At 64.8% G+C, this 16,230-nt stretch carries 18 protein-coding genes; 10 read left to right on the top strand and 8 right to left on the bottom strand.

Annotation, left to right across the window (positions count from 1 at the left end):
- Window positions 1-405: 405 nt before the first annotated feature.
- The 5 genes from IV113_RS14870 to IV113_RS14850 all read left to right on the top strand — a co-directional run bounded on the left by IV113_RS14870 (window position 406) and on the right by IV113_RS14850 (window position 4,905).
- Entirely contained in the window at window positions 406-882 is a 477-nt protein-coding gene (locus IV113_RS14870; RefSeq protein WP_291086500.1) for a 4Fe-4S dicluster domain-containing protein, read from the top strand.
- A gap of 136 nt (window positions 883-1,018) precedes the next feature.
- The gene (locus IV113_RS14865; RefSeq protein WP_291086498.1) at window positions 1,019-2,866 is read left to right on the top strand and encodes an aldehyde ferredoxin oxidoreductase family protein; all 1,848 of its coding nucleotides are present in this window, start codon (window positions 1,019-1,021) and stop codon (window positions 2,864-2,866) included.
- 81 nt (window positions 2,867-2,947) lie between these two features.
- Window positions 2,948-4,288 (top strand): FAD-dependent oxidoreductase, encoded by a 1,341-nt coding sequence (locus tag IV113_RS14860; RefSeq protein WP_291086496.1) that lies wholly within the window; start codon window positions 2,948-2,950, stop codon window positions 4,286-4,288.
- Between the two features lie 57 nt (window positions 4,289-4,345).
- Window positions 4,346-4,600 (top strand): MoaD/ThiS family protein, encoded by a 255-nt coding sequence (locus tag IV113_RS14855; protein ID WP_291086494.1) that lies wholly within the window; start codon window positions 4,346-4,348, stop codon window positions 4,598-4,600.
- Between the two features lie 5 nt (window positions 4,601-4,605).
- Window positions 4,606-4,905 (top strand): hypothetical protein, encoded by a 300-nt coding sequence (locus tag IV113_RS14850; RefSeq protein ID WP_291086492.1) that lies wholly within the window; start codon window positions 4,606-4,608, stop codon window positions 4,903-4,905.
- A 27-nt stretch (window positions 4,906-4,932) separates the two neighbouring features.
- Here the strand turns inward: IV113_RS14850 and IV113_RS14845 are convergent, their stop codons facing one another.
- The 3 genes from IV113_RS14845 to IV113_RS14835 form a co-directional block, all read right to left on the bottom strand.
- Window positions 4,933-6,003 (bottom strand): flavodoxin family protein, encoded by a 1,071-nt coding sequence (locus IV113_RS14845; RefSeq protein WP_291086490.1) that lies wholly within the window; start codon window positions 6,001-6,003, stop codon window positions 4,933-4,935.
- Between the two features lie 82 nt (window positions 6,004-6,085).
- Window positions 6,086-6,568 carry a DUF1579 domain-containing protein gene (locus IV113_RS14840; RefSeq protein ID WP_291086489.1) on the bottom strand — a complete coding sequence of 161 codons (483 nt, stop codon included), beginning with the start codon at window positions 6,566-6,568 and terminating at the stop codon, window positions 6,086-6,088.
- 24 nt (window positions 6,569-6,592) lie between these two features.
- Window positions 6,593-7,324, bottom strand: a complete 732-nt coding sequence (locus tag IV113_RS14835) for an NIPSNAP family protein (protein ID WP_291086487.1) — start codon at window positions 7,322-7,324, stop codon at window positions 6,593-6,595.
- Between the two features lie 79 nt (window positions 7,325-7,403).
- On the opposite strand from IV113_RS14835, the gene IV113_RS14830 reads away from it, so the two are divergent.
- Entirely contained in the window at window positions 7,404-8,354 is a 951-nt protein-coding gene (locus IV113_RS14830) for a YafY family protein (RefSeq protein ID WP_291086485.1), read from the top strand.
- Here IV113_RS14830 and crcB read toward each other — a convergent pair.
- From crcB to IV113_RS14805, 5 genes are all read right to left on the bottom strand, one after another.
- Window positions 8,351-8,734, bottom strand: a complete 384-nt coding sequence (gene crcB, locus IV113_RS14825) for a fluoride efflux transporter CrcB (RefSeq protein ID WP_291086678.1) — start codon at window positions 8,732-8,734, stop codon at window positions 8,351-8,353. The genes IV113_RS14830 and crcB overlap by 4 nt on opposite strands.
- A gap of 19 nt (window positions 8,735-8,753) precedes the next feature.
- Window positions 8,754-9,740, bottom strand: a complete 987-nt coding sequence (locus IV113_RS14820; RefSeq protein ID WP_291086483.1) for a recombination-associated protein RdgC — start codon at window positions 9,738-9,740, stop codon at window positions 8,754-8,756.
- A gap of 81 nt (window positions 9,741-9,821) precedes the next feature.
- Entirely contained in the window at window positions 9,822-11,132 is a 1,311-nt protein-coding gene (locus IV113_RS14815; RefSeq protein ID WP_291086481.1) for a TRAP transporter large permease subunit, read from the bottom strand.
- Window positions 11,133-11,699 carry a TRAP transporter small permease gene (locus tag IV113_RS14810; protein WP_291086479.1) on the bottom strand — a complete coding sequence of 189 codons (567 nt, stop codon included), beginning with the start codon at window positions 11,697-11,699 and terminating at the stop codon, window positions 11,133-11,135. It lies immediately after the preceding gene.
- 7 nt (window positions 11,700-11,706) lie between these two features.
- Window positions 11,707-12,672 carry a TRAP transporter substrate-binding protein gene (locus IV113_RS14805; protein ID WP_291086477.1) on the bottom strand — a complete coding sequence of 322 codons (966 nt, stop codon included), beginning with the start codon at window positions 12,670-12,672 and terminating at the stop codon, window positions 11,707-11,709.
- A gap of 94 nt (window positions 12,673-12,766) precedes the next feature.
- On the opposite strand from IV113_RS14805, the gene IV113_RS14800 reads away from it, so the two are divergent.
- From IV113_RS14800 to IV113_RS14785, 4 genes are all read left to right on the top strand, one after another.
- Window positions 12,767-13,726, top strand: coding sequence for a LysR family transcriptional regulator (locus IV113_RS14800; RefSeq protein ID WP_291086475.1), 960 nt, complete (start codon window positions 12,767-12,769; stop codon window positions 13,724-13,726).
- Between the two features lie 139 nt (window positions 13,727-13,865).
- Window positions 13,866-14,642, top strand: coding sequence for a putative hydro-lyase (locus tag IV113_RS14795; RefSeq protein WP_291086676.1), 777 nt, complete (start codon window positions 13,866-13,868; stop codon window positions 14,640-14,642).
- Window positions 14,643-14,656: 14 nt separating this feature from the next.
- A complete protein-coding gene (locus IV113_RS14790) occupies window positions 14,657-15,625 on the top strand; it encodes a TRAP transporter substrate-binding protein (RefSeq protein ID WP_291086473.1) in 969 nt (322 codons plus the stop codon).
- A gap of 7 nt (window positions 15,626-15,632) precedes the next feature.
- Window positions 15,633-16,223: a TRAP transporter small permease gene (locus IV113_RS14785; RefSeq protein WP_291086472.1), complete on the top strand. Its 591-nt coding sequence runs from the start codon at window positions 15,633-15,635 to the stop codon at window positions 16,221-16,223.
- Window positions 16,224-16,230 lie beyond the last annotated feature (7 nt).

The raw sequence follows: 16,230 nt of genomic DNA, 5'->3' as shown, positions 1-16,230 counted from the left end.
TGGCTGGATGGGCCTGAATCGAGGGTTAACACTCAGTTCAATTCCACCGCTTCAAACATTCTCAAATTGAGACGCTGACGCCCAGTAGAAGTCCCTGGCCGGGGCCTGGCGGCGCCCGACAAGGGGAGACCGTTCCAGCTTGAAACCTGATTCTGGATATGCAACGGTGTGCCGATGTGATCAGGGCCCGAGAGAGCGGCCAGCGGGTCGCGAAGGCGTGGACGGGGCGCCGTTCTCCCGGGCAATTGCCCCCGTGTCTCAATCTGAGACTTTTTGGCCTGGCCTGACGGAAACACGGGTAAACCCTGAACGCAAAAAATGGGGGTGAACAAAAAATCATATGAGCAGATGTGCATAAGCGCTGTTCATGCGCGCCGCGTCTGTTACCCACAAGGAGACATAACGATGCAAAAAGTCCTTCACATCAATCCCGACAAGTGCACCGGCTGCCTGCAGTGCGAAATGGCCTGTTCGTTCGAGAACTACGGCACCTACGCCACGTCGAAGTCGCGCATCAAGGTTTTTGACTTCCACCACACCGGCAAGAAGGTGCCCTACACCTGCACGCAGTGCGACGAGGCCTGGTGCCTGCACGCCTGCCCGGTGGAAGCGATCACGGTGGACAAGATGACGGGTGCCAAGGTGGTCAACGAGACCACTTGCGTGGGTTGCAAGGTCTGCACCATCGCCTGCCCCTTCGGCACGATCAACTACGTGCAGGAAACCGGCAAGGTCCAGAAATGCGACCTGTGCGGTGGCGAGCCGGCGTGCGTCGAGGCCTGCCCCACGGCAGCGATCACCTATGTGGACGCCAACTGGACCGGCTTCGACAAGATGAAACAGTGGGCCGACAAGCTGGGCAACCAGCCGTCAGCCGCCTGACCCGTTTCCGTTCGGGCTGAGCCTGTCGAAGCCTTTCGACAAGCTCAAGGCGAACGGGTATCTGAGACCTTGCGGGTCAGACCACTCGCGCAGCGACGTACTCTGACCCCAACTGATCAACCGAAGGAGCATCAACATGTCATGGGCTGGAAAAATCCTCCGCGTCAACCTGACCGCGGGCACCGTCAAGTCCGAACCGCTGAACACCGAGTGGGCGCGTGCCTACATCGGCTCGCGCGGGCTGGGCAGCAAATACCTGGTGAGTGAAGTCGACCCCAAGGTCGACCCGCTCTCGCCGGAGAACAAGATCATCTGGGCCACCGGCCCGCTGACCGGCACCATGGCCTCCACCGGGGGCCGCTACACCGTCATCACCAAGGGCCCGCTGACCGGTGCCATCGCCTGCTCGAACTCGGGTGGCTACTGGGGCGCCGAGCTCAAGATGGCCGGCTGGGACATGATCATTTTCGAGGGCAAGAGCCCGAAGCCGGTCTACCTTTACATCAACGACGACGAGGTCGAGCTGCGCGACGCAGGCCACCTCTGGGGCCAGAGCGTGTGGAAGACCGAGGAGGTGCTCAAGTCGAGCCTGCAGGACCCGCTGGTGCGCGTGTCGAGCATCGGCAAGGCCGGTGAAAACGGCGTGCTGTACGCGGCCGTGGTCAACGACCTGCACCGCGCGGCCGGCCGCTCGGGCGTGGGCGCCGTGATGGGCAGCAAGAACCTGAAAGCCATCGCCGTGCGCGGCACCAAGGGCGTGGGCAACATCCGCGACCCCAAGGCCTTCATGAAGACCACCTTCGAGAAGAAGAAGATCCTGGCCGAGAACGCCGTGACAGGCCAGGGCCTGCCGGCCTACGGCACGCAGGTGCTCATGAACGTGATCAACGAGATCGGTGCGTTGCCCACGCGCAACCACCGTGACGTGCAGTTCGAAGGCGCAAAGGACATCTCGGCCGAGGCCATGGTCACGCCGCGCGAGAGCGACGGCAAGAAGCACCTGGTGACCAACCAGGCCTGCTTCGGCTGCACCATCGCCTGCGGTCGCATCAGCAAGATGGACGAGGGCCACTTCACCGTGGCCAACAAGCCGCAGTACTGGGGCGCCAACGGCGGCCTGGAATACGAAGCGGCCTGGGCGCTGGGTGCTGCGAACGGCGTGAACGATCTGGAGGCCCTGCAATACGCCAACCTCCTGTGCAACGAAGAAGGGTTTGATCCCATCAGCTTCGGTGCCACCGTGGGCGCGGTGATGGAGCTCTACGAGATGGGTGTGCTCACGCAGGAACAGCTCGGCATCGACGCGAAATTTGGCTCGGCGCAAGCGCTGGCCCACTTTGCCGAGATCACCGCCAAGGGGGAAGGCTTCGGCAAGGAAATCGGCATGGGCTCGGCCCGCCTGACCAAGAAGTACGGCCACCCCGATCTGTCGATGAGCGTGAAGGGCCAGGAGTTCCCGGCCTACGACGGCCGCGCGATCCAGGGCATCGGCCTGGCCTACGCCACCTCCAACCGCGGCGCCTGCCACCTGCGCGGCTACACCATTGCCTCCGAAGTGCTGGGTATTCCGGTCAAGACCGATCCGGTGGAGAGCGAAGGCAAGCCGGAACTGGTGAAGGCGTTCCAGGACGCCACCGCCGCGTTCGACTCCTCGGGCCTGTGCGTGTTCACCACCTTCGCCTGGGGCGTGGCCGATCTGGCGCCGCAGCTGCAGGCCGCGTGCAACGAAGAATTCACCACCGAAGAGCTGGAGAAGATCGGTGAGCGCATCTGGAACATGGAGCGCGAGTTCAACAACGCCGCCGGCTTCACGTCCAAGGACGACAGCCTGCCCAAGCGCCTGCTGACCGAAGCCGCCAAGACCGGTGCCTCCAAGGGCATGGTCAGCAAGCTGCCCGAGATGCTGCCCAAGTACTACGCCGCGCGTGGCTGGGACACGGAAGGCCGCCCCACCGCCGAGACCCGGGCGCGCTTGAGCCTGTAAGGCCTGGCGCCGAAGAGCCTTGGCCTGAACCCAGGGGGCAGTCACCGCGCTGCCCCCTTTCTTTTTTTGAGGAGACACGACATGCACCACGTCATCCTGGGCGCCGGCCCCGCCGGTGTCATTGCCGCCGAGACCATCCGCAAACATGCCCCCGCCGACACCATCACCCTGGTGGGGGACGAGGCCGAGCCGCCGTATTCGCGCATGGCCATTCCGTATCTGCTGATGGGCAACGTCAAGGAAACCGGCACCTACCTGCGCAAGAGCCTCACGCATTACGCTGACCTGCGCATCGACCAGGTGCCCGCACGCGCCACGGCGGTGGATGCTCAGGCTCGAACCGTGACGCTGGACAACGGCACCCAGCTCAAGTTCGACAAGCTGTTGATCGCCACCGGCTCGCACCCGGTGCGCCCACCGATTGCCGGGATGGATCTGCCCGGTGTGCACCCCTGCTGGACGCTGGAAGACGCGCGCGCCATCATGGCCCTGGCCCAACCCGGTGCCCGTGTGCTGCAGATGGGCGCAGGCTTCATCGGCTGCATCATCATGGAAGCCTTGGCCGCGCGTGGTGTGGAGCTGAGCGTGGTGGAAATGGGCGACCGCATGGTGCCGCGCATGATGGGCCCGACCGCCGGCGGCATGATCCGCGACTGGTGCGAGAAGAAGGGCGTGAAGGTCTACACCGGCACCAAGGTCGAGGCGATCGAACTCGCCTCGGAGCCTTCGGGTGTGGTGGGCAGAATAGCCAATGCCATCGGCCTGGGCTCGGCCGAGCCGGCCAAGGGCTTGCGCGTCAAGCTTTCGGGTGGGCAGACGGTCGAGGCCGATCTGGTGATCAGCGCCACCGGCGTGCGCCCGGCCATCGGCTTCCTGAAAGACTCGGGCATCACCTGCCTGGTGGGCGTGCTCACCGACGAGCACCTGCAGACCAATGTGCCGGGCATCTACGCCGCCGGTGATTGCGCAGAAGCGTTTGACAAGGTCAGTGGCAAGACCATCGTGAGCGCCATCCAGCCCAACGCCGCCGAGCAGGCGCGCGTGGCCGCGCTCAACATGGTGGGCCAGAGAGCCGATCTCAAGGGCGTGACGCAGATCAACGTGCTGGACACGCTGGGCCTCATCTCCACGAGCTTTGGCAATTGGGAAGGTGTTCCCGGCGGTGAACACGCCGAGCTCACCGACAAGGCCCGCGGTCGCCACCTCAGCCTGCAATTCCAGGGCGATGTGATGGTCGGCTGCAACTCGGTCGGCTGGACCGATCATGTGGGCGTGATGCGTGGGCTGGTGGAAGGACAGGTGAAGCTGGGCGACTGGAAAGACCGCCTGATGCACGACCCGACGAAGTTGATGGACGCGTACCTGGCAAGCGCGCAGGGGCAAGGGCAATGGGCAGGTGCCGCGGATGAGCGCAGGCGTTGAAAATAACGTGTCCTTTTTCCCGTTCGCCCTGAGCCTGTCGAAGGGCCTTCGCCATCCATGAACATCACTTTCAAGCTCTTCGCCACGCTCACCGACTACTTGCCCCCCGAAGCCCGACGCAGCAACCAGGTGTCGCTGGACATCGACCCCGCCACACCCATCAGCCAGATCATCGAACCCTTCGGCCTGCCGCCGAAGCTGGTGCACCTGGTGCTCGTCAACGGCAAGTACATCCAGCCCGACGAGCGCCTGAGCGCGACGCTCGCCGAAGGCGATGTGCTGGCCATCTGGCCACCCATCGCGGGGGGCTGAGCCCGGTGCAGTCGAGCTACGAAGAGCACTTCGAACGCGACATGGGTTGTACCGAGGCGGAGTGGCTGGGTTGGTTGCCGGCGGCGGTGGGCACGTGCATCTGGCGCCGCGAAGGCGCTCACGCCGTCATCGAGGTGCCACCCGGGCAGCTCACGCTGCGCTGGGCGCAGCAGCCACCGCGCGTGATCGCGCTCATGCGCATGCCGGTGCTGCGGGTGAAGTTCGCCTTCAGCTGGCTGGATGCCCAGCAGCGCTATGCGTTCATGAAGCGCTTCGACCTGTACATGCAGCGTGGCGGCGGCTGACGCTCGGAGCGACGCCGCTGCCGGCATTCACTTCGGCCGCGGCCTGGCGCGTGGGGATTGCAGTGATTTCAGCCGGCCACCGCGCAACTCGGCCACCGCCTTGGCGAGTGCCTGCGCGGCTTGGCGCGTTTCTTCCTGCACGTCGAGATCGCGGTCCAGCGCTTCATGGCTGGTCGCATACGGTTCGTAGTAGCCGATGTACCGGTCCAACCGGGCCACGGCTCCGGCGTCGATGAAGCCCATCCAGTCGAGCCAGTCGCTCAGCGAGCGGCGCGAGCTTTCGACGCCGGCCACGTCGCCATGCACCACCACGCCGTAGGCCCGGCCGGCCAGGTGTTTCGGGTAGTCCCAGCCAGCCATCTCCAGGGTCTTGGCCAGCGCGGCCTTCTTGCCGCCGGTGGACGTGGGGTCCGGGTTGCCGCCGTCGGCGCACACCAGGCGGTCGATCATCAGCTTGAGCGGGCTGGGGCTCTGGTACCAGTACACCGGTGTGACGATCAGCACCGCGTGCGCGGCGGTCCAGCGCTCGTAGATCTCGGCCATCCAGTCGTGTGTCTGGCCCAGTGCGTGGTTGGGATAACAACTGCAGGGCCAATGGCACAGCGGCATGGCGGTGGACACACAGCCCTTGCAGGGGTGGATGTGGAGCTGGTACTCCGACGTGACCAGGCTCAGGTCGAGCACATCGCATTCAATGCCGCTGGCCTCCAGTGCCTCGCGCGCGATCTGCGTGAGGCGAAAGCTCTTGGAGATTTCGCCGGGGCAGGTGCCGTCGTTGCGCGCCGAGCCGCAGACCAGCAGCACACGGGTGGGCGTGTCGGCCAGCGACCACCGCGCCTGCGCCGCGTCGATGCGCGCCTTGGTGGCCACCCATTCGACCGAGAGGTCGTAATCCGGGTCAGCGTAGCCCGCCCCTGCTTTTTCCGTGAAGGGCGCCTTGCGGCCTTCCTTGTACGCGTCCCAGGCGATGGCCTCAAGGCGGTCAATGCCGAGGTCTTCGGCGCGGAATCCCGGATCCAGGAAGAGGGCGCGAAAGCGCTCGGCGAATTGCGCCCGCTCCAACGGGGCGGGGGCCTGTCCTTTGCGGATCTCGGTCATGTGCGGTGCAAGCGTGTGGGGTTTGGCTGCCCACTGTGAAAGCGCAACGCGCGATCGTCTGTTCGCTACCGCACCGTCCGTTTCACGGGGCAGGCAGACGGTGGAAGCGCATCGTCCAGTTGACTTCCCAGGTGGTGCCTGCGTCGACCGAGAACGCCTGTTCCCAGAGGGGCGATGCGGTGTGCGTGTCGGTCCAGCGGAAGCGCACACGGATGGCGCGGCCGTCGAGCACGTCGTCGGCGAAGAAACTGCCGACGCCCTGGTCGAACGAGCCGACCACGGGCACGTCGAGGCGGTGCGGGTGGCGGCCATCGAGCCACCAGATCGACCAGCGGCCCGTTTGTGGGTCGTGCGTGCGCAACGTGACGGCGCGGTAGCTGCCGCCCGGCAGGTGCAGCAGGTTGTCGTCGACGTTGCCCTGACCGCCCAGCACGGGGTGGGCGCTGCAAGTGCCGTCGAAGGTCTGCCAGTCGTCGCTGTCGCGCAGGCGCTCGCGCAGTCGACGGTGGGTCACTTGCCAGACGCCGTGCAGGAAGTCGAAGTTGTGTTCGCTGGGGGTGGTCATGGTGGTCCTTGACGGGGTGAAGGGTCAGGCGTGCAGGGCAGAGCGCGCGGTGGGCAACAGGCGGTGGGTTTCGGCGGGGCCTGTCAGCCAGGGCGCCAGCGCGGGTTGTGCGTCGCGCGCCCAGGTGCCGCTGCGGGCAAAGGTCTCGAAAGCGGCGAGGTCGTCGAACAGCGCCAGGCCCACCAGCACCGGTTCACCCTCGCGAACCGGCAGGCGCACAAAGTCGTTGGGGCGGGGTTCGCTGATGTACCAGCCGATCCGCCGCGCGCCGCCCTGCCGGAGTACGGGCGAGAGCACCCCCCGACACAGCGCCAGCAGGTCGTCGCTGGCCGGTGCACGCAGGTGGAAGACGCTGGCGTCCAGCAGGCCGGGTGGGGTGGTGGTGGCACCGGGCGCGGCGCGGCTGGGCTCGGCAACCTCGATGCCTGCGCCAGGCCAGGCCGGGCGCAGCAGGAACACATCGTCCGAATCCACCATGGTGGCGTTGGCCGCGTCGCGGTGCGCGTGCCACACCGGGCCGCCGTAAAAGGCTTCCAGGCCCGCACGGCGGCGGGCCATGTCGGCGAAGCCGCGCAGCCAGACGAAGCGCTGGTCGTCGTCGAGGTCGCGGAACTGCCCGATGACGCGCATGCCGACCGCCTCCTGGGTTTCGACGAACTCGCGGTCGAACAGATCGATCAGCGTGTCTCGCCGGCCGGGATGCAGCGTGTAGCGGCGCAGTTCGACGAGGGAGGATTCGGAATGGGTGAAAGTCATGGCGCGGGGCTCCTTGAAAACGGTGAGCTGATGATCTGCTCTATAACCTGACACCTTGTGTCATGTTTAAATTCGACCCATGAAAGCCAGCCGATTGCTCTCCATCCTGATGCTGCTGCAGGCGCGCGGGCGTTTGACGGCGGGGGCCCTCGCGCAGGCCATGGAGGTGTCGGAGCGCACCGTGCTGCGCGACATCGACCAGCTCTCGGCGGCGGGTGTGCCGCTCTGGGGCGAGCGCGGGCGGCATGGCGGTTTTCAGTTGCGCGAAGGCTGGAGCACGCAGCTCACCGGCATGACCGAGCCCGAGGCCAACGCGCTGTTGCTCGCTGGCCTGCCCGGGCCGGCCACGGAGCTGGGCCTTGGAGCTGCTGCGGCGTCGGCCCGCCTGAAGATGGTGGCCAGCCTGCCCGGCGAGTGGCGCGAACAGGCCGAGCGCGTGGGCCAACGCCTGCACATCGACGCGGTGGATTGGTACCGCACGCAGGACGCGCCGCGGTTCCTGCGCGAGGCGGCTGATGCGGTCTGGCGCGCACGGCGCATCGACGTGCGCTACGAAAGCTGGCGGGGCATGACGCAGCGGACGCTGGAGCCGCTGGGTCTGGTGCTCAAGGCGGGTGCGTGGTATCTGGTGGCGCGTGCGGTGGAGATGCCAACGAAGGGCGACGGTGTGCGCACCTACAGGTTGACCAGTGTGATGGACCTGAAAGTGGGCGCCGCCTTCAGACGCCCCAAAAGCTTCGACCTTGCCAGCACCTGGCGGGCATCCGCCGCGCGATTCGAATCGGAACTGCGTTCGATCGAAGTTCGTGTTCGCGTCTCAGACCGTTCGATGAAGTGGCTGGCGAATGCGCGCATTCCGTATGCCGATCAGGCGGGTGATGAGGTCACGATCCGCGTGGAGTCCATCAAGCAGGGCGCACGGCAATTGCTGGGCTTCGGCGACGAAATCGAGGTGCTGGCACCACCCGCGATGCGCGAGCGCTTGGCGCAGCAGGCCGGCGCGGTGGCGGCGCTCTACCGGTCTGCCTAGGCCGGGGTCAACCAGAGCGCGGCGGTGCGCAAGCCCAGCCAGGTCAGCAGCAGCGAGCCGACTAGGTGCAGCCCGGCCACACCGCTGGCCAGCACGAGGCGGCCTTGCTGCAGCAGCGTCACCACCTCGGCGGAGAAGGTGGAAAAGGTTGTCAACGCTCCCAGCAGGCCGGTGACGATGGCCAGGCGCCACACGGGGTCGAGCTGTGGCTGTGCGTTGAAGAAGGCCACCGACAGACCGATGGCGTAGGCGCCGATCCAGTTGGAGGCCAGCGTGCCCCAGGGCAGCAGCGAGCCAGGTGTGCTGAGCCACAGACCCAGGCGCCAACGGGCCAACGCACCCACGCAGGCGCCCAGGCAAATGGCGATGACGCTGGGCAGTGTGTTCATGGCTCAGGCCTCAGAAGGGCGGGCCTTCGTCGTCCCCATCGGCGGTGATAGCAACGGGCTGAGCCGCGGCCGGTACGTCGCCCGCGGGTGCGGCACCGAACGCCATCTCGCCGCCGAGCGCCTCGACCAGTTCGGGCAGCAGCTTCTGCAACTCGCCGGTGGACAGGGCCACGTCGGCGTCAAAACCGTTCTCGTCTTCGTCGGGGCGGCCGTCGAACACACCTTCGAGGAAGTTGATCTTCTTGAGCTGCAGCGACTCGGTGAGCACGAAGCCGATGCGGCCTTCCCAGCTCAGCGCCAGGCGCGTGGGCAACTTGCCCTCGGTGATGTGCTGGCGCACCTCGTCCGTGGCGAGGTTGTGGCGGGTGAATTTCACCGACGATTTTTCCTCGTCGCCCGATTTCAGCTCGCACTCGCGTTCCACCGCAAAGCCGCCCGGCCATTCGTCGGGCGTGGTGGCCGAGAGCCATTGCGTCATGGCGGTTTGCGGCGTCACGGCGGTCTGCAGCAGGGTGATGACCAAGCCATGGAAGGCGCGCACCAGAGCGGTCACGACCTCGTCGATCTTGCCTTGGCTGCTGGCGTCGGTCACGAGCCAGCCGGCTTCCAGGTCAAGCCAGACCCACACGTTCATCTGTCGCGCAAACGCCTGCGGCAGCAGGGTCAGCAGCGCGTCTTCGCGCAGGGCCTTGGTTTCCTTTTTGCCAGGCTTGCGGCCGGTGGTGGCTTCGATGTGGTCGGCCTCTTCCTGCGCCTTCTTTTTCACCACCGAGCCGGGCACGCCCTTGGTCTCGATCTGGAGTTTCAGGATGCGCTGGCCGGCCACCGCTTCCACCAGCGGGCCGTGGGCTTCACCACGCGGTTCGACCCAGCCGACCGACTTGTCCTGCGTGGCGCCGCAGGGCTTGAAACGGGCCGCGTCCAGCGCAGCCTCCATGTCTGCCAGCGTTGCCGTCCAGCCGGGGGCGATGCGGTAGATCGTCACATTCTTGAACACGGGAATCCTCTGAAAAAAGCAAACCGCCGCACAAGGGCGGCGGGAATGTGCCAGTGTAGAGGATGCGGCTTGGAGCCCCGGTTACAACTCCTTGCCCATCACCAGGTTGGGCAGCACAGTGACGATGGATGGGAACAGCGTGATGAGTGCGATGGCCAGGATCATGCAGGCGAAGAAAGGCAGGGTGACGCGCGCGATGCGGTTGCTGTCGATGCCGGTCATGTTCTGCAGCACGAAGAGGTTGAAGCCCACCGGCGGCGTGATCTCGGCGATTTCGATCAGCATGATGATGAAGATGCCGAACCACACAAGATCGAAGCCCGCCTGCTGGATCATGGGCAGCACCACAGCGCTGGTGAGCACGATCATGCTGATGCCGTCCAGGGCCGCACCGAGCACGAGGTAAACCACGACCAGCACGGCGATCAGGCCGTAGGGCGAGGGGTTGATGGCCTGCACCATCTCGGCGAGCTCGCGCGGGATGCCGGTGAAGGCCATGGTCTTGGTGAGGAAAGCCGCGCCAGCCAGGATGAACATGATCATGCAACTGACCCGCGTGGCGCCGGTCAGGCCTTCCCAGAAGTTGCGCCAGGTCAGCTGGCGGCTGGCCGCGGCGATCAGCAGCGCGCCCAGCACGCCATAGGCCGCGCATTCGGTGGCGGTGGCGATGCCCGAGACCAACACCCAGACGATGAAGATGATCAGCAGCCCGCAGGGAATCAGGCTGCCGGAACGCCGCAGCTTCTGCGCGAGGGTGGTGGGCGCCTCGGGCGGCGGCACCTTGTCGGGGTTGCGCAGGCTCCACCAGATGATGTAGCCCGAGAACAGGCCCATGAGCATGAAGCCCGGCAGGAAGCCCGCGAGAAAGAGCCGGATCACGCTGGCGTCGGCCGCCACGGCGTAGACCACCATGGTGATCGAGGGCGGGATCAGGATGCCCAGGCCACCGGCGGCGGCCAGCGAGCCGAGTGCGAGGTTGCGGTCGTAGCCGCGCTTTTCCAACTCGGGCAGCGCGACCTTGGCGATGGTGGCGCAGGTGGCAGCGGACGAACCCGACACCGAGCCAAAGATGCCGCAGCCCAGCACGGTGGTGTGCATCAGGCGCCCGGGCACGCGCGAGAGCCAGGGAGAGAGGCCATCGAACATCTGTTCTGACAAGCGGGTGCGGTAGAGCACTTCGCCCATCCAGATGAACAGCGGCAATGCCGCCAGCTCCCAGCTCGCGGTGGTTTCCCAGAACGCCGAGAACAGGTTTTTGCCGGGCAATGTGGTGGTGAAGAAGGCCTGCCCGACCCAACCCACGATGGCCAGCGTCATGGCGATCCAGACGCCGCCCCCCAGCATGAGCAGCAGAATGAAGAGCAGCAGGGCCCCGATCTCAAGCAGGCCCATTCAGAGCTCCTCCGAAAAGTCACCGCGCGCGTGCCGTTCCTCGACGCGCGTCACATAGGTGGGTCGTTGACCGCGCAACACGCCCACGCATTCGTCGAGTGCTGCAATCACGAGGATCGCGGAGCCGACCACGAAGCTCATCTGCGGAATCCAGATCGGGATGGCCACCATGTTGCCGGCGATGTCGTTGAATTGCCAGCTCTCATAGGTGAACATCGCTGCCCAGTAGCCAAGGTAGCCAATCGTCACGGTGGCCACCGCCAGCGCCACCACTTCCATCCAGCGCCGCACGGCCGGGCTCGCCCATTCCAGCACGAGCGTCACGCGCACGAAGTCGCCGTTGCGAAAGCTGTAGGCCATGCCCATGAAGGCGGCTGCCGCGCAGAGCCAGGCCACGACGTCGTTGACCCATGACACCCGCCATTCGAACAGGCGTCCGGCCGAGGCCCACAGCATCAGGATCAGGATGCCCAGCACACACAGGGCGGCCAGGCCGCCACCGAACGCGTACAGGCCATCCAGCGCGCGCCGAAGGTGACCGCGAGCCGGGGAGTCGAGGGGTGTCATGTCCGACTCAGCGGTTGAGGCCGTCGATGAGGGCTTTGCCTTCGGCTCCAGCCTTCTCCTGCCATTCCTTCAGCATGGTGTCGCCCACCGCCTTGAGATCCGCCTTCAGTTGAGGAGAGGGGGGAAGGACGTTCATGCCGCGAGCCTTGAGGGTGGCAAGCGTGTCGGTGTTGACCTTTTGTGAGGCTTCCCATCCGCGGGTCTCAGCGTCGGCGCCAGCTTTGAGCAGGGCATCCTGTGTGGGCTTGTCCAACGCGTCGAAGGCCTTGCGGTTCACAAGCACTGCATTCTTGGGCAGCCAGGCTTGCACGTCGTAGTAGTAGGACAGGTGCTCGTAGAGTTTGCTGTCCACACCCGTGGCGCCAGAGGTCATGTTGGTTTCCACCACGCCCGTGGCCAGCGCCTGGGAGAGTTCGGCTGCCTGCACGGTGACGGGCTGCGCGCCAACCAGGTCGGCGATACGCGCGGTCGATGGACTGTAAGCGCGCCACTTGCTGCCCTTCAGGTCGGCGGCGCTGTTGATCGGTTTCTTGCTGTACAGGCCCTGGGGCGGCCAGGCCACGGCGTACAGCAGCATCATTCCCTGCTCGGCGAGCTTCTTTTCCATGATCGGCTTCTGGGCTTTGTAGAGCTTCATCGATTCGGCGTAGCTGTCGGCCAGGAAAGGTAAGCCGTCGGCACCGAACATCTGCCATTCGTTCTGGTAGTTGGCCAGCAGGATCTCGCCAATCTGTGCTTGTCCACCCTGCACGGCGCGCTTGATCTCGGGCGCTTTGAACAACGAGGCACCCGGGTGCACGGTGATCTTGAGCTTGCCGCCGGTGGCCTTGTCCACATCGTTGGCAAACGCTGTCAGGTTGACCGTGTGGAAGTTGCTGGCGGGATAGGCAGCGGGCAAATCCCATTTGGTTTGCGCGTGGGCAGCCGTGCCCAGAACGAAGGCGGCGGCGAACAGGCCAAATTGGTGCTTCATGGTTTCTCCGGGACAATGGTTGGATGACGAGGATCACCAGCATAAGTGCAAATACCGGGCCAACCGCTCGGGTTTTTCCCCCGGGACCGATGACATGAACCTGCGATTTGTCGAGGCGTTTTATTGGGTGGCCTCTCTCAAGAGCGTGACCCGTGCGGCTGACAAGCTGTTCCTCACGCAATCGGCCATGTCAAGCCGCATCGCAGCGCTGGAGGAAGAACTCGGCGTTCTGCTGCTGGATCGGCGTGACAAGCAGTTTCGCCTGACGGTGGCGGGAACGCGCTTCTTCACCTACGCCCAGAGGCTGCTGGAGCTGCAGCGCGAAGTGAAGGCCGAGATGGGGTCGGGTGCCGCGCTCGCAGTGTCGCTGCGCATTGGTGCCATCGAATCGGTGCTGCATTCGTGGTTGATACCGTGGATCGAGAAACTGCGCGCCGACCATCCGGCGCTGGCACTCGAACTCACGGTGGAGACCACGCCCATTCTGGTGGAGCAGGTGCAACGCGGCACGCAGGACATCGTTTTCGCCGCTCTGCCCGCAGCGGCCGACGGCGTGCGCAGCCGAAGCCTGCCACCGATGGAGATGGTGTTCATGGGCCATGCGCAACTGCACCGCAAGCGCCGTTATGCATTGAGTGAATTGTCCGAGTTGGAGCTGCTGACCTTCCAACGCGGCTCGCACCCGCACGTGGCGCTGATCGATCTGTTTCGGCAGGAGGGAGTGGAGCCCGGTCGTGTGCACACCATCTCGTCAATCTCGGCCATGGTGCAACTGGTGCAGGGGGGCTTTGGTGTGGCCACGCTGCCCCTTTATGCCGTGCAGCGCATGCAGAACTACCCTGACCTGCGCCCGCTGTCATGCAACAGCGCGTTGCAGCCGTTGCCTATCCACGCCAGCTATCGGACAGACCCCAGCACGGACGCGGTGGAGACGGTGGTGAAGTCGGCCCTGGCGTTCGTGGAAGCGCAGTTTGGTCCCAAAGCCCGCGCTGCGCGCGCACCATCCAGGCGCATCGTGCCCCGTTCCGGAGCATCAAAAAAATCGATGAGCTAAGCGAAATATTTTGAATTTGAACTCGCGCTGATCGCCCTCCACAATCCGCCCATCGTCATCACGGTGACATGCGAAAACAGCAGGAGACGCGGTGGATTCAGCTTCCCAACTGGCGAGGGATGTGTTCGGGCAGGACGGCTTGCAGAACGCTTCCCATGTGCGCAGCCTGATCCGTCAAGGTCGTTGGAGTTCACACACCAGCGGCCTGGCCGACGAGCACGTGCAGGGCAACGTGGTGATCCTGCCGGAGTCGTTGGCGGTGGATTTCCTGCGTTACTGCCAGCGCAACCCCAAGCCCTGCCCGCTGCTGGCGGTGTCTGATCCCGGCGAACGCTTGCTGCCGACGTTGGGTCATGACATCAACATCTGTTCCGACCTTCCGCGCTACCGCGTCTGGCGCCATGGCGAGCTCATTGACGAGCCAACGGACATCACCAACCTCTGGCGTGAAGGTCTGGTGACCTTCGTGATCGGCTGCTCGTTCTCCTTCGAACAGGCACTCATGGCGGCTGGTTTGTCGTTGCGCCATGTTGAGCAGGGGCGCAACGTTGCCATGTACCGAACCAATATTCCCACCGAAGCGGCAGGCCTATTCAGCGGGCCCATGGTGGTGTCCATGCGCCCGATGAAGGCTGCAGACGCCATTCGCGCGGTCCAGGTCACATCGCGCTTTCCCAACGTACACGGCGCACCGGTGCACATCGGTGATCCGTCCCAGATCGGCATTCACGACCTCTCACGACCCGACTATGGCGACGCAGTGGACGTGCTACCCGATGAACTGCCGGTGTTCTGGGCCTGCGGAGTCACGCCGCAAGCCGCGATCCAGCAGGCCCGCCCCGCGTTCTGCATCACCCACGCCCCCGGCGCGATGCTGATCACCGACCTTCTCAACCAACAGTTAGCCAGTTTTTGAACCAGGAGCCCACGATGAAAAAGATGCTGTTCTGTCTTTCCGCTGTCACCCTTGCCGGCGCCGCTTCGGCCCAAGCCACCAAATGGGACTTGCCCTCGGGCTATGGTCCCAACACCTTCCAGGTCCAGAACCTGGTGCAATTTGCAGACGATGTCGACAAAGCGACTGCAGGCAGACTCAAGATCACGGTGCATCCCAACGCATCGTTGTTCAAGGCCAACGAGATCAAGCGCGCCGTCCAGTCGGCACAGGTGCCGGCCGGCGAGTTCATCCTCTCGGGTGCGTCCAATGAGGCGCCCGTTTTCGGCGTGGACTCCATTCCCTTCCTGGCTACCAGCTACGTCGAATCCCGCCGCCTTGATGCTGCCTCGCGCCCCTTGCTGGTCAAAACGTTGAATGCACAGGGCATGAAGCTGCTGTACACCGTTGCCTGGCCACCCCAGAGCCTGTACTCCACCAAGCCGGTGAGCGCGCTCAAGGACCTCAAGGGCACCAAGATGCGTGCGTACAACCCCGCCACCTCCTTCATTGCCACGGCCGTGGGCGCTCAGCCCGTCACGATCCAGCTGGCCGAGTTGCCGGCTGCGCTGGCCACGGGTGGCGTGGACAACTTTCTGACCTCCAGCGCCAGCGGCGTGGACAGCAAGCTGTACGAAAGCGCCAAGCACTTCTACGGCGTGGCCGCCTGGCTGCCGCGCAACGCCGTCGTCGTGAACCAGAAGTTGTTCGATGGCCTTGACAAGCCGACTCAGGATGCCGTACTTCAAATGGCAGCTGTGGCGGAACAGCGCGGCTGGGCCACCAGCGAGCGCAAGGATGGTGAGTACATCAAGGAGCTGACGGACAAGGGGATGAAGGTCGATGCGTCGGCTGATGGCCTCAAGAAAGAGCTCAAGGCCATTGGCGAACGCATGACCGCAGACTGGATCAAACTTGCCGGGGACGACGGCAAGGCCGTGATCGACGCTTACCAGCAAAAGTGATTCGACCATGAACCCCAGCACCGTTGCCGGCACCGGCCACCACTCCACCAGCCGACCCCACTTGCTGCGGCGTGCACTGGACAATGCCTACCAATGGGCAGGCGCGCTCGGCGCGACCTGCGTTGCATCGATCTGCGTGCTGATGATCGTGCAAACGTTGGGGCGTCACTTCGGCTTTCCCACCGGAGCCATCAACGATGTGGTCGCATGGCTTTGCGCAGCAGCAGCCTTTCTCACCATGGCACACGCCTTCAAGCACGGCGACTTTGTGCGGGTCACGCTGGTGCTGGAGAAGGTGTCGCCTGCCACTCGCCAGCGGTTGGAACTGGCGTGCTTGGCGGTGGCTGCGGTGGCCGTGGCCTATCTCGCCTGGTGGGCTTGTCGTTTCACCTACGAAAGCTGGCAGTTCAACGAATTGGCGCAAGGCTTGTGGGCCATTCCGATCTGGATTCCCCAAACCAGCTTTGCAGTGGGTTCGTTGCTGTTCCTCGTGGCGATCGTGGACGAGCTGGTCATCGTGGCCCGTGGCGAAGTGCCGACCTTTGTGCGATTGGTGCAAGAGCGCCACGCCCAAGGCGATTTTTCTTCAGATCTTTGAAAGAGTG

The organism is Hydrogenophaga sp. (genome assembly GCF_018780385.1).
Classification (GTDB): domain Bacteria; phylum Pseudomonadota; class Gammaproteobacteria; order Burkholderiales; family Burkholderiaceae_C; genus Hydrogenophaga.
The sequence above is the reverse complement of the archived record's forward strand: the minus strand, read 5'-3'. Positions and strand labels throughout refer to the sequence as shown.

What these genes read in the sequence shown, in the direction of transcription:
- IV113_RS14870 (WP_291086500.1), top strand. Translation starts at nt 406, where the DNA reads ATGCAAAAAGTCCTTCACATCAATCCCGACAAGTGCACCGGCTGCCTG.
- IV113_RS14865 (WP_291086498.1), top strand. Translation starts at nt 1,019, where the DNA reads ATGTCATGGGCTGGAAAAATCCTCCGCGTCAACCTGACCGCGGGCACC.
- IV113_RS14860 (WP_291086496.1), top strand. Translation starts at nt 2,948, where the DNA reads ATGCACCACGTCATCCTGGGCGCCGGCCCCGCCGGTGTCATTGCCGCC.
- IV113_RS14855 (WP_291086494.1), top strand. Translation starts at nt 4,346, where the DNA reads ATGAACATCACTTTCAAGCTCTTCGCCACGCTCACCGACTACTTGCCC.
- IV113_RS14845 (WP_291086490.1), bottom strand. Translation starts at nt 6,003, where the DNA reads ATGACCGAGATCCGCAAAGGACAGGCCCCCGCCCCGTTGGAGCGGGCG.
- IV113_RS14840 (WP_291086489.1), bottom strand. Translation starts at nt 6,568, where the DNA reads ATGACCACCCCCAGCGAACACAACTTCGACTTCCTGCACGGCGTCTGG.
- IV113_RS14835 (WP_291086487.1), bottom strand. Translation starts at nt 7,324, where the DNA reads ATGACTTTCACCCATTCCGAATCCTCCCTCGTCGAACTGCGCCGCTAC.
- IV113_RS14830 (WP_291086485.1), top strand. Translation starts at nt 7,404, where the DNA reads ATGAAAGCCAGCCGATTGCTCTCCATCCTGATGCTGCTGCAGGCGCGC.
- IV113_RS14815 (WP_291086481.1), bottom strand. Translation starts at nt 11,132, where the DNA reads ATGGGCCTGCTTGAGATCGGGGCCCTGCTGCTCTTCATTCTGCTGCTC.
- IV113_RS14810 (WP_291086479.1), bottom strand. Translation starts at nt 11,699, where the DNA reads ATGACACCCCTCGACTCCCCGGCTCGCGGTCACCTTCGGCGCGCGCTG.
- IV113_RS14805 (WP_291086477.1), bottom strand. Translation starts at nt 12,672, where the DNA reads ATGAAGCACCAATTTGGCCTGTTCGCCGCCGCCTTCGTTCTGGGCACG.
- IV113_RS14800 (WP_291086475.1), top strand. Translation starts at nt 12,767, where the DNA reads ATGAACCTGCGATTTGTCGAGGCGTTTTATTGGGTGGCCTCTCTCAAG.
- IV113_RS14790 (WP_291086473.1), top strand. Translation starts at nt 14,657, where the DNA reads ATGAAAAAGATGCTGTTCTGTCTTTCCGCTGTCACCCTTGCCGGCGCC.
- IV113_RS14785 (WP_291086472.1), top strand. Translation starts at nt 15,633, where the DNA reads ATGAACCCCAGCACCGTTGCCGGCACCGGCCACCACTCCACCAGCCGA.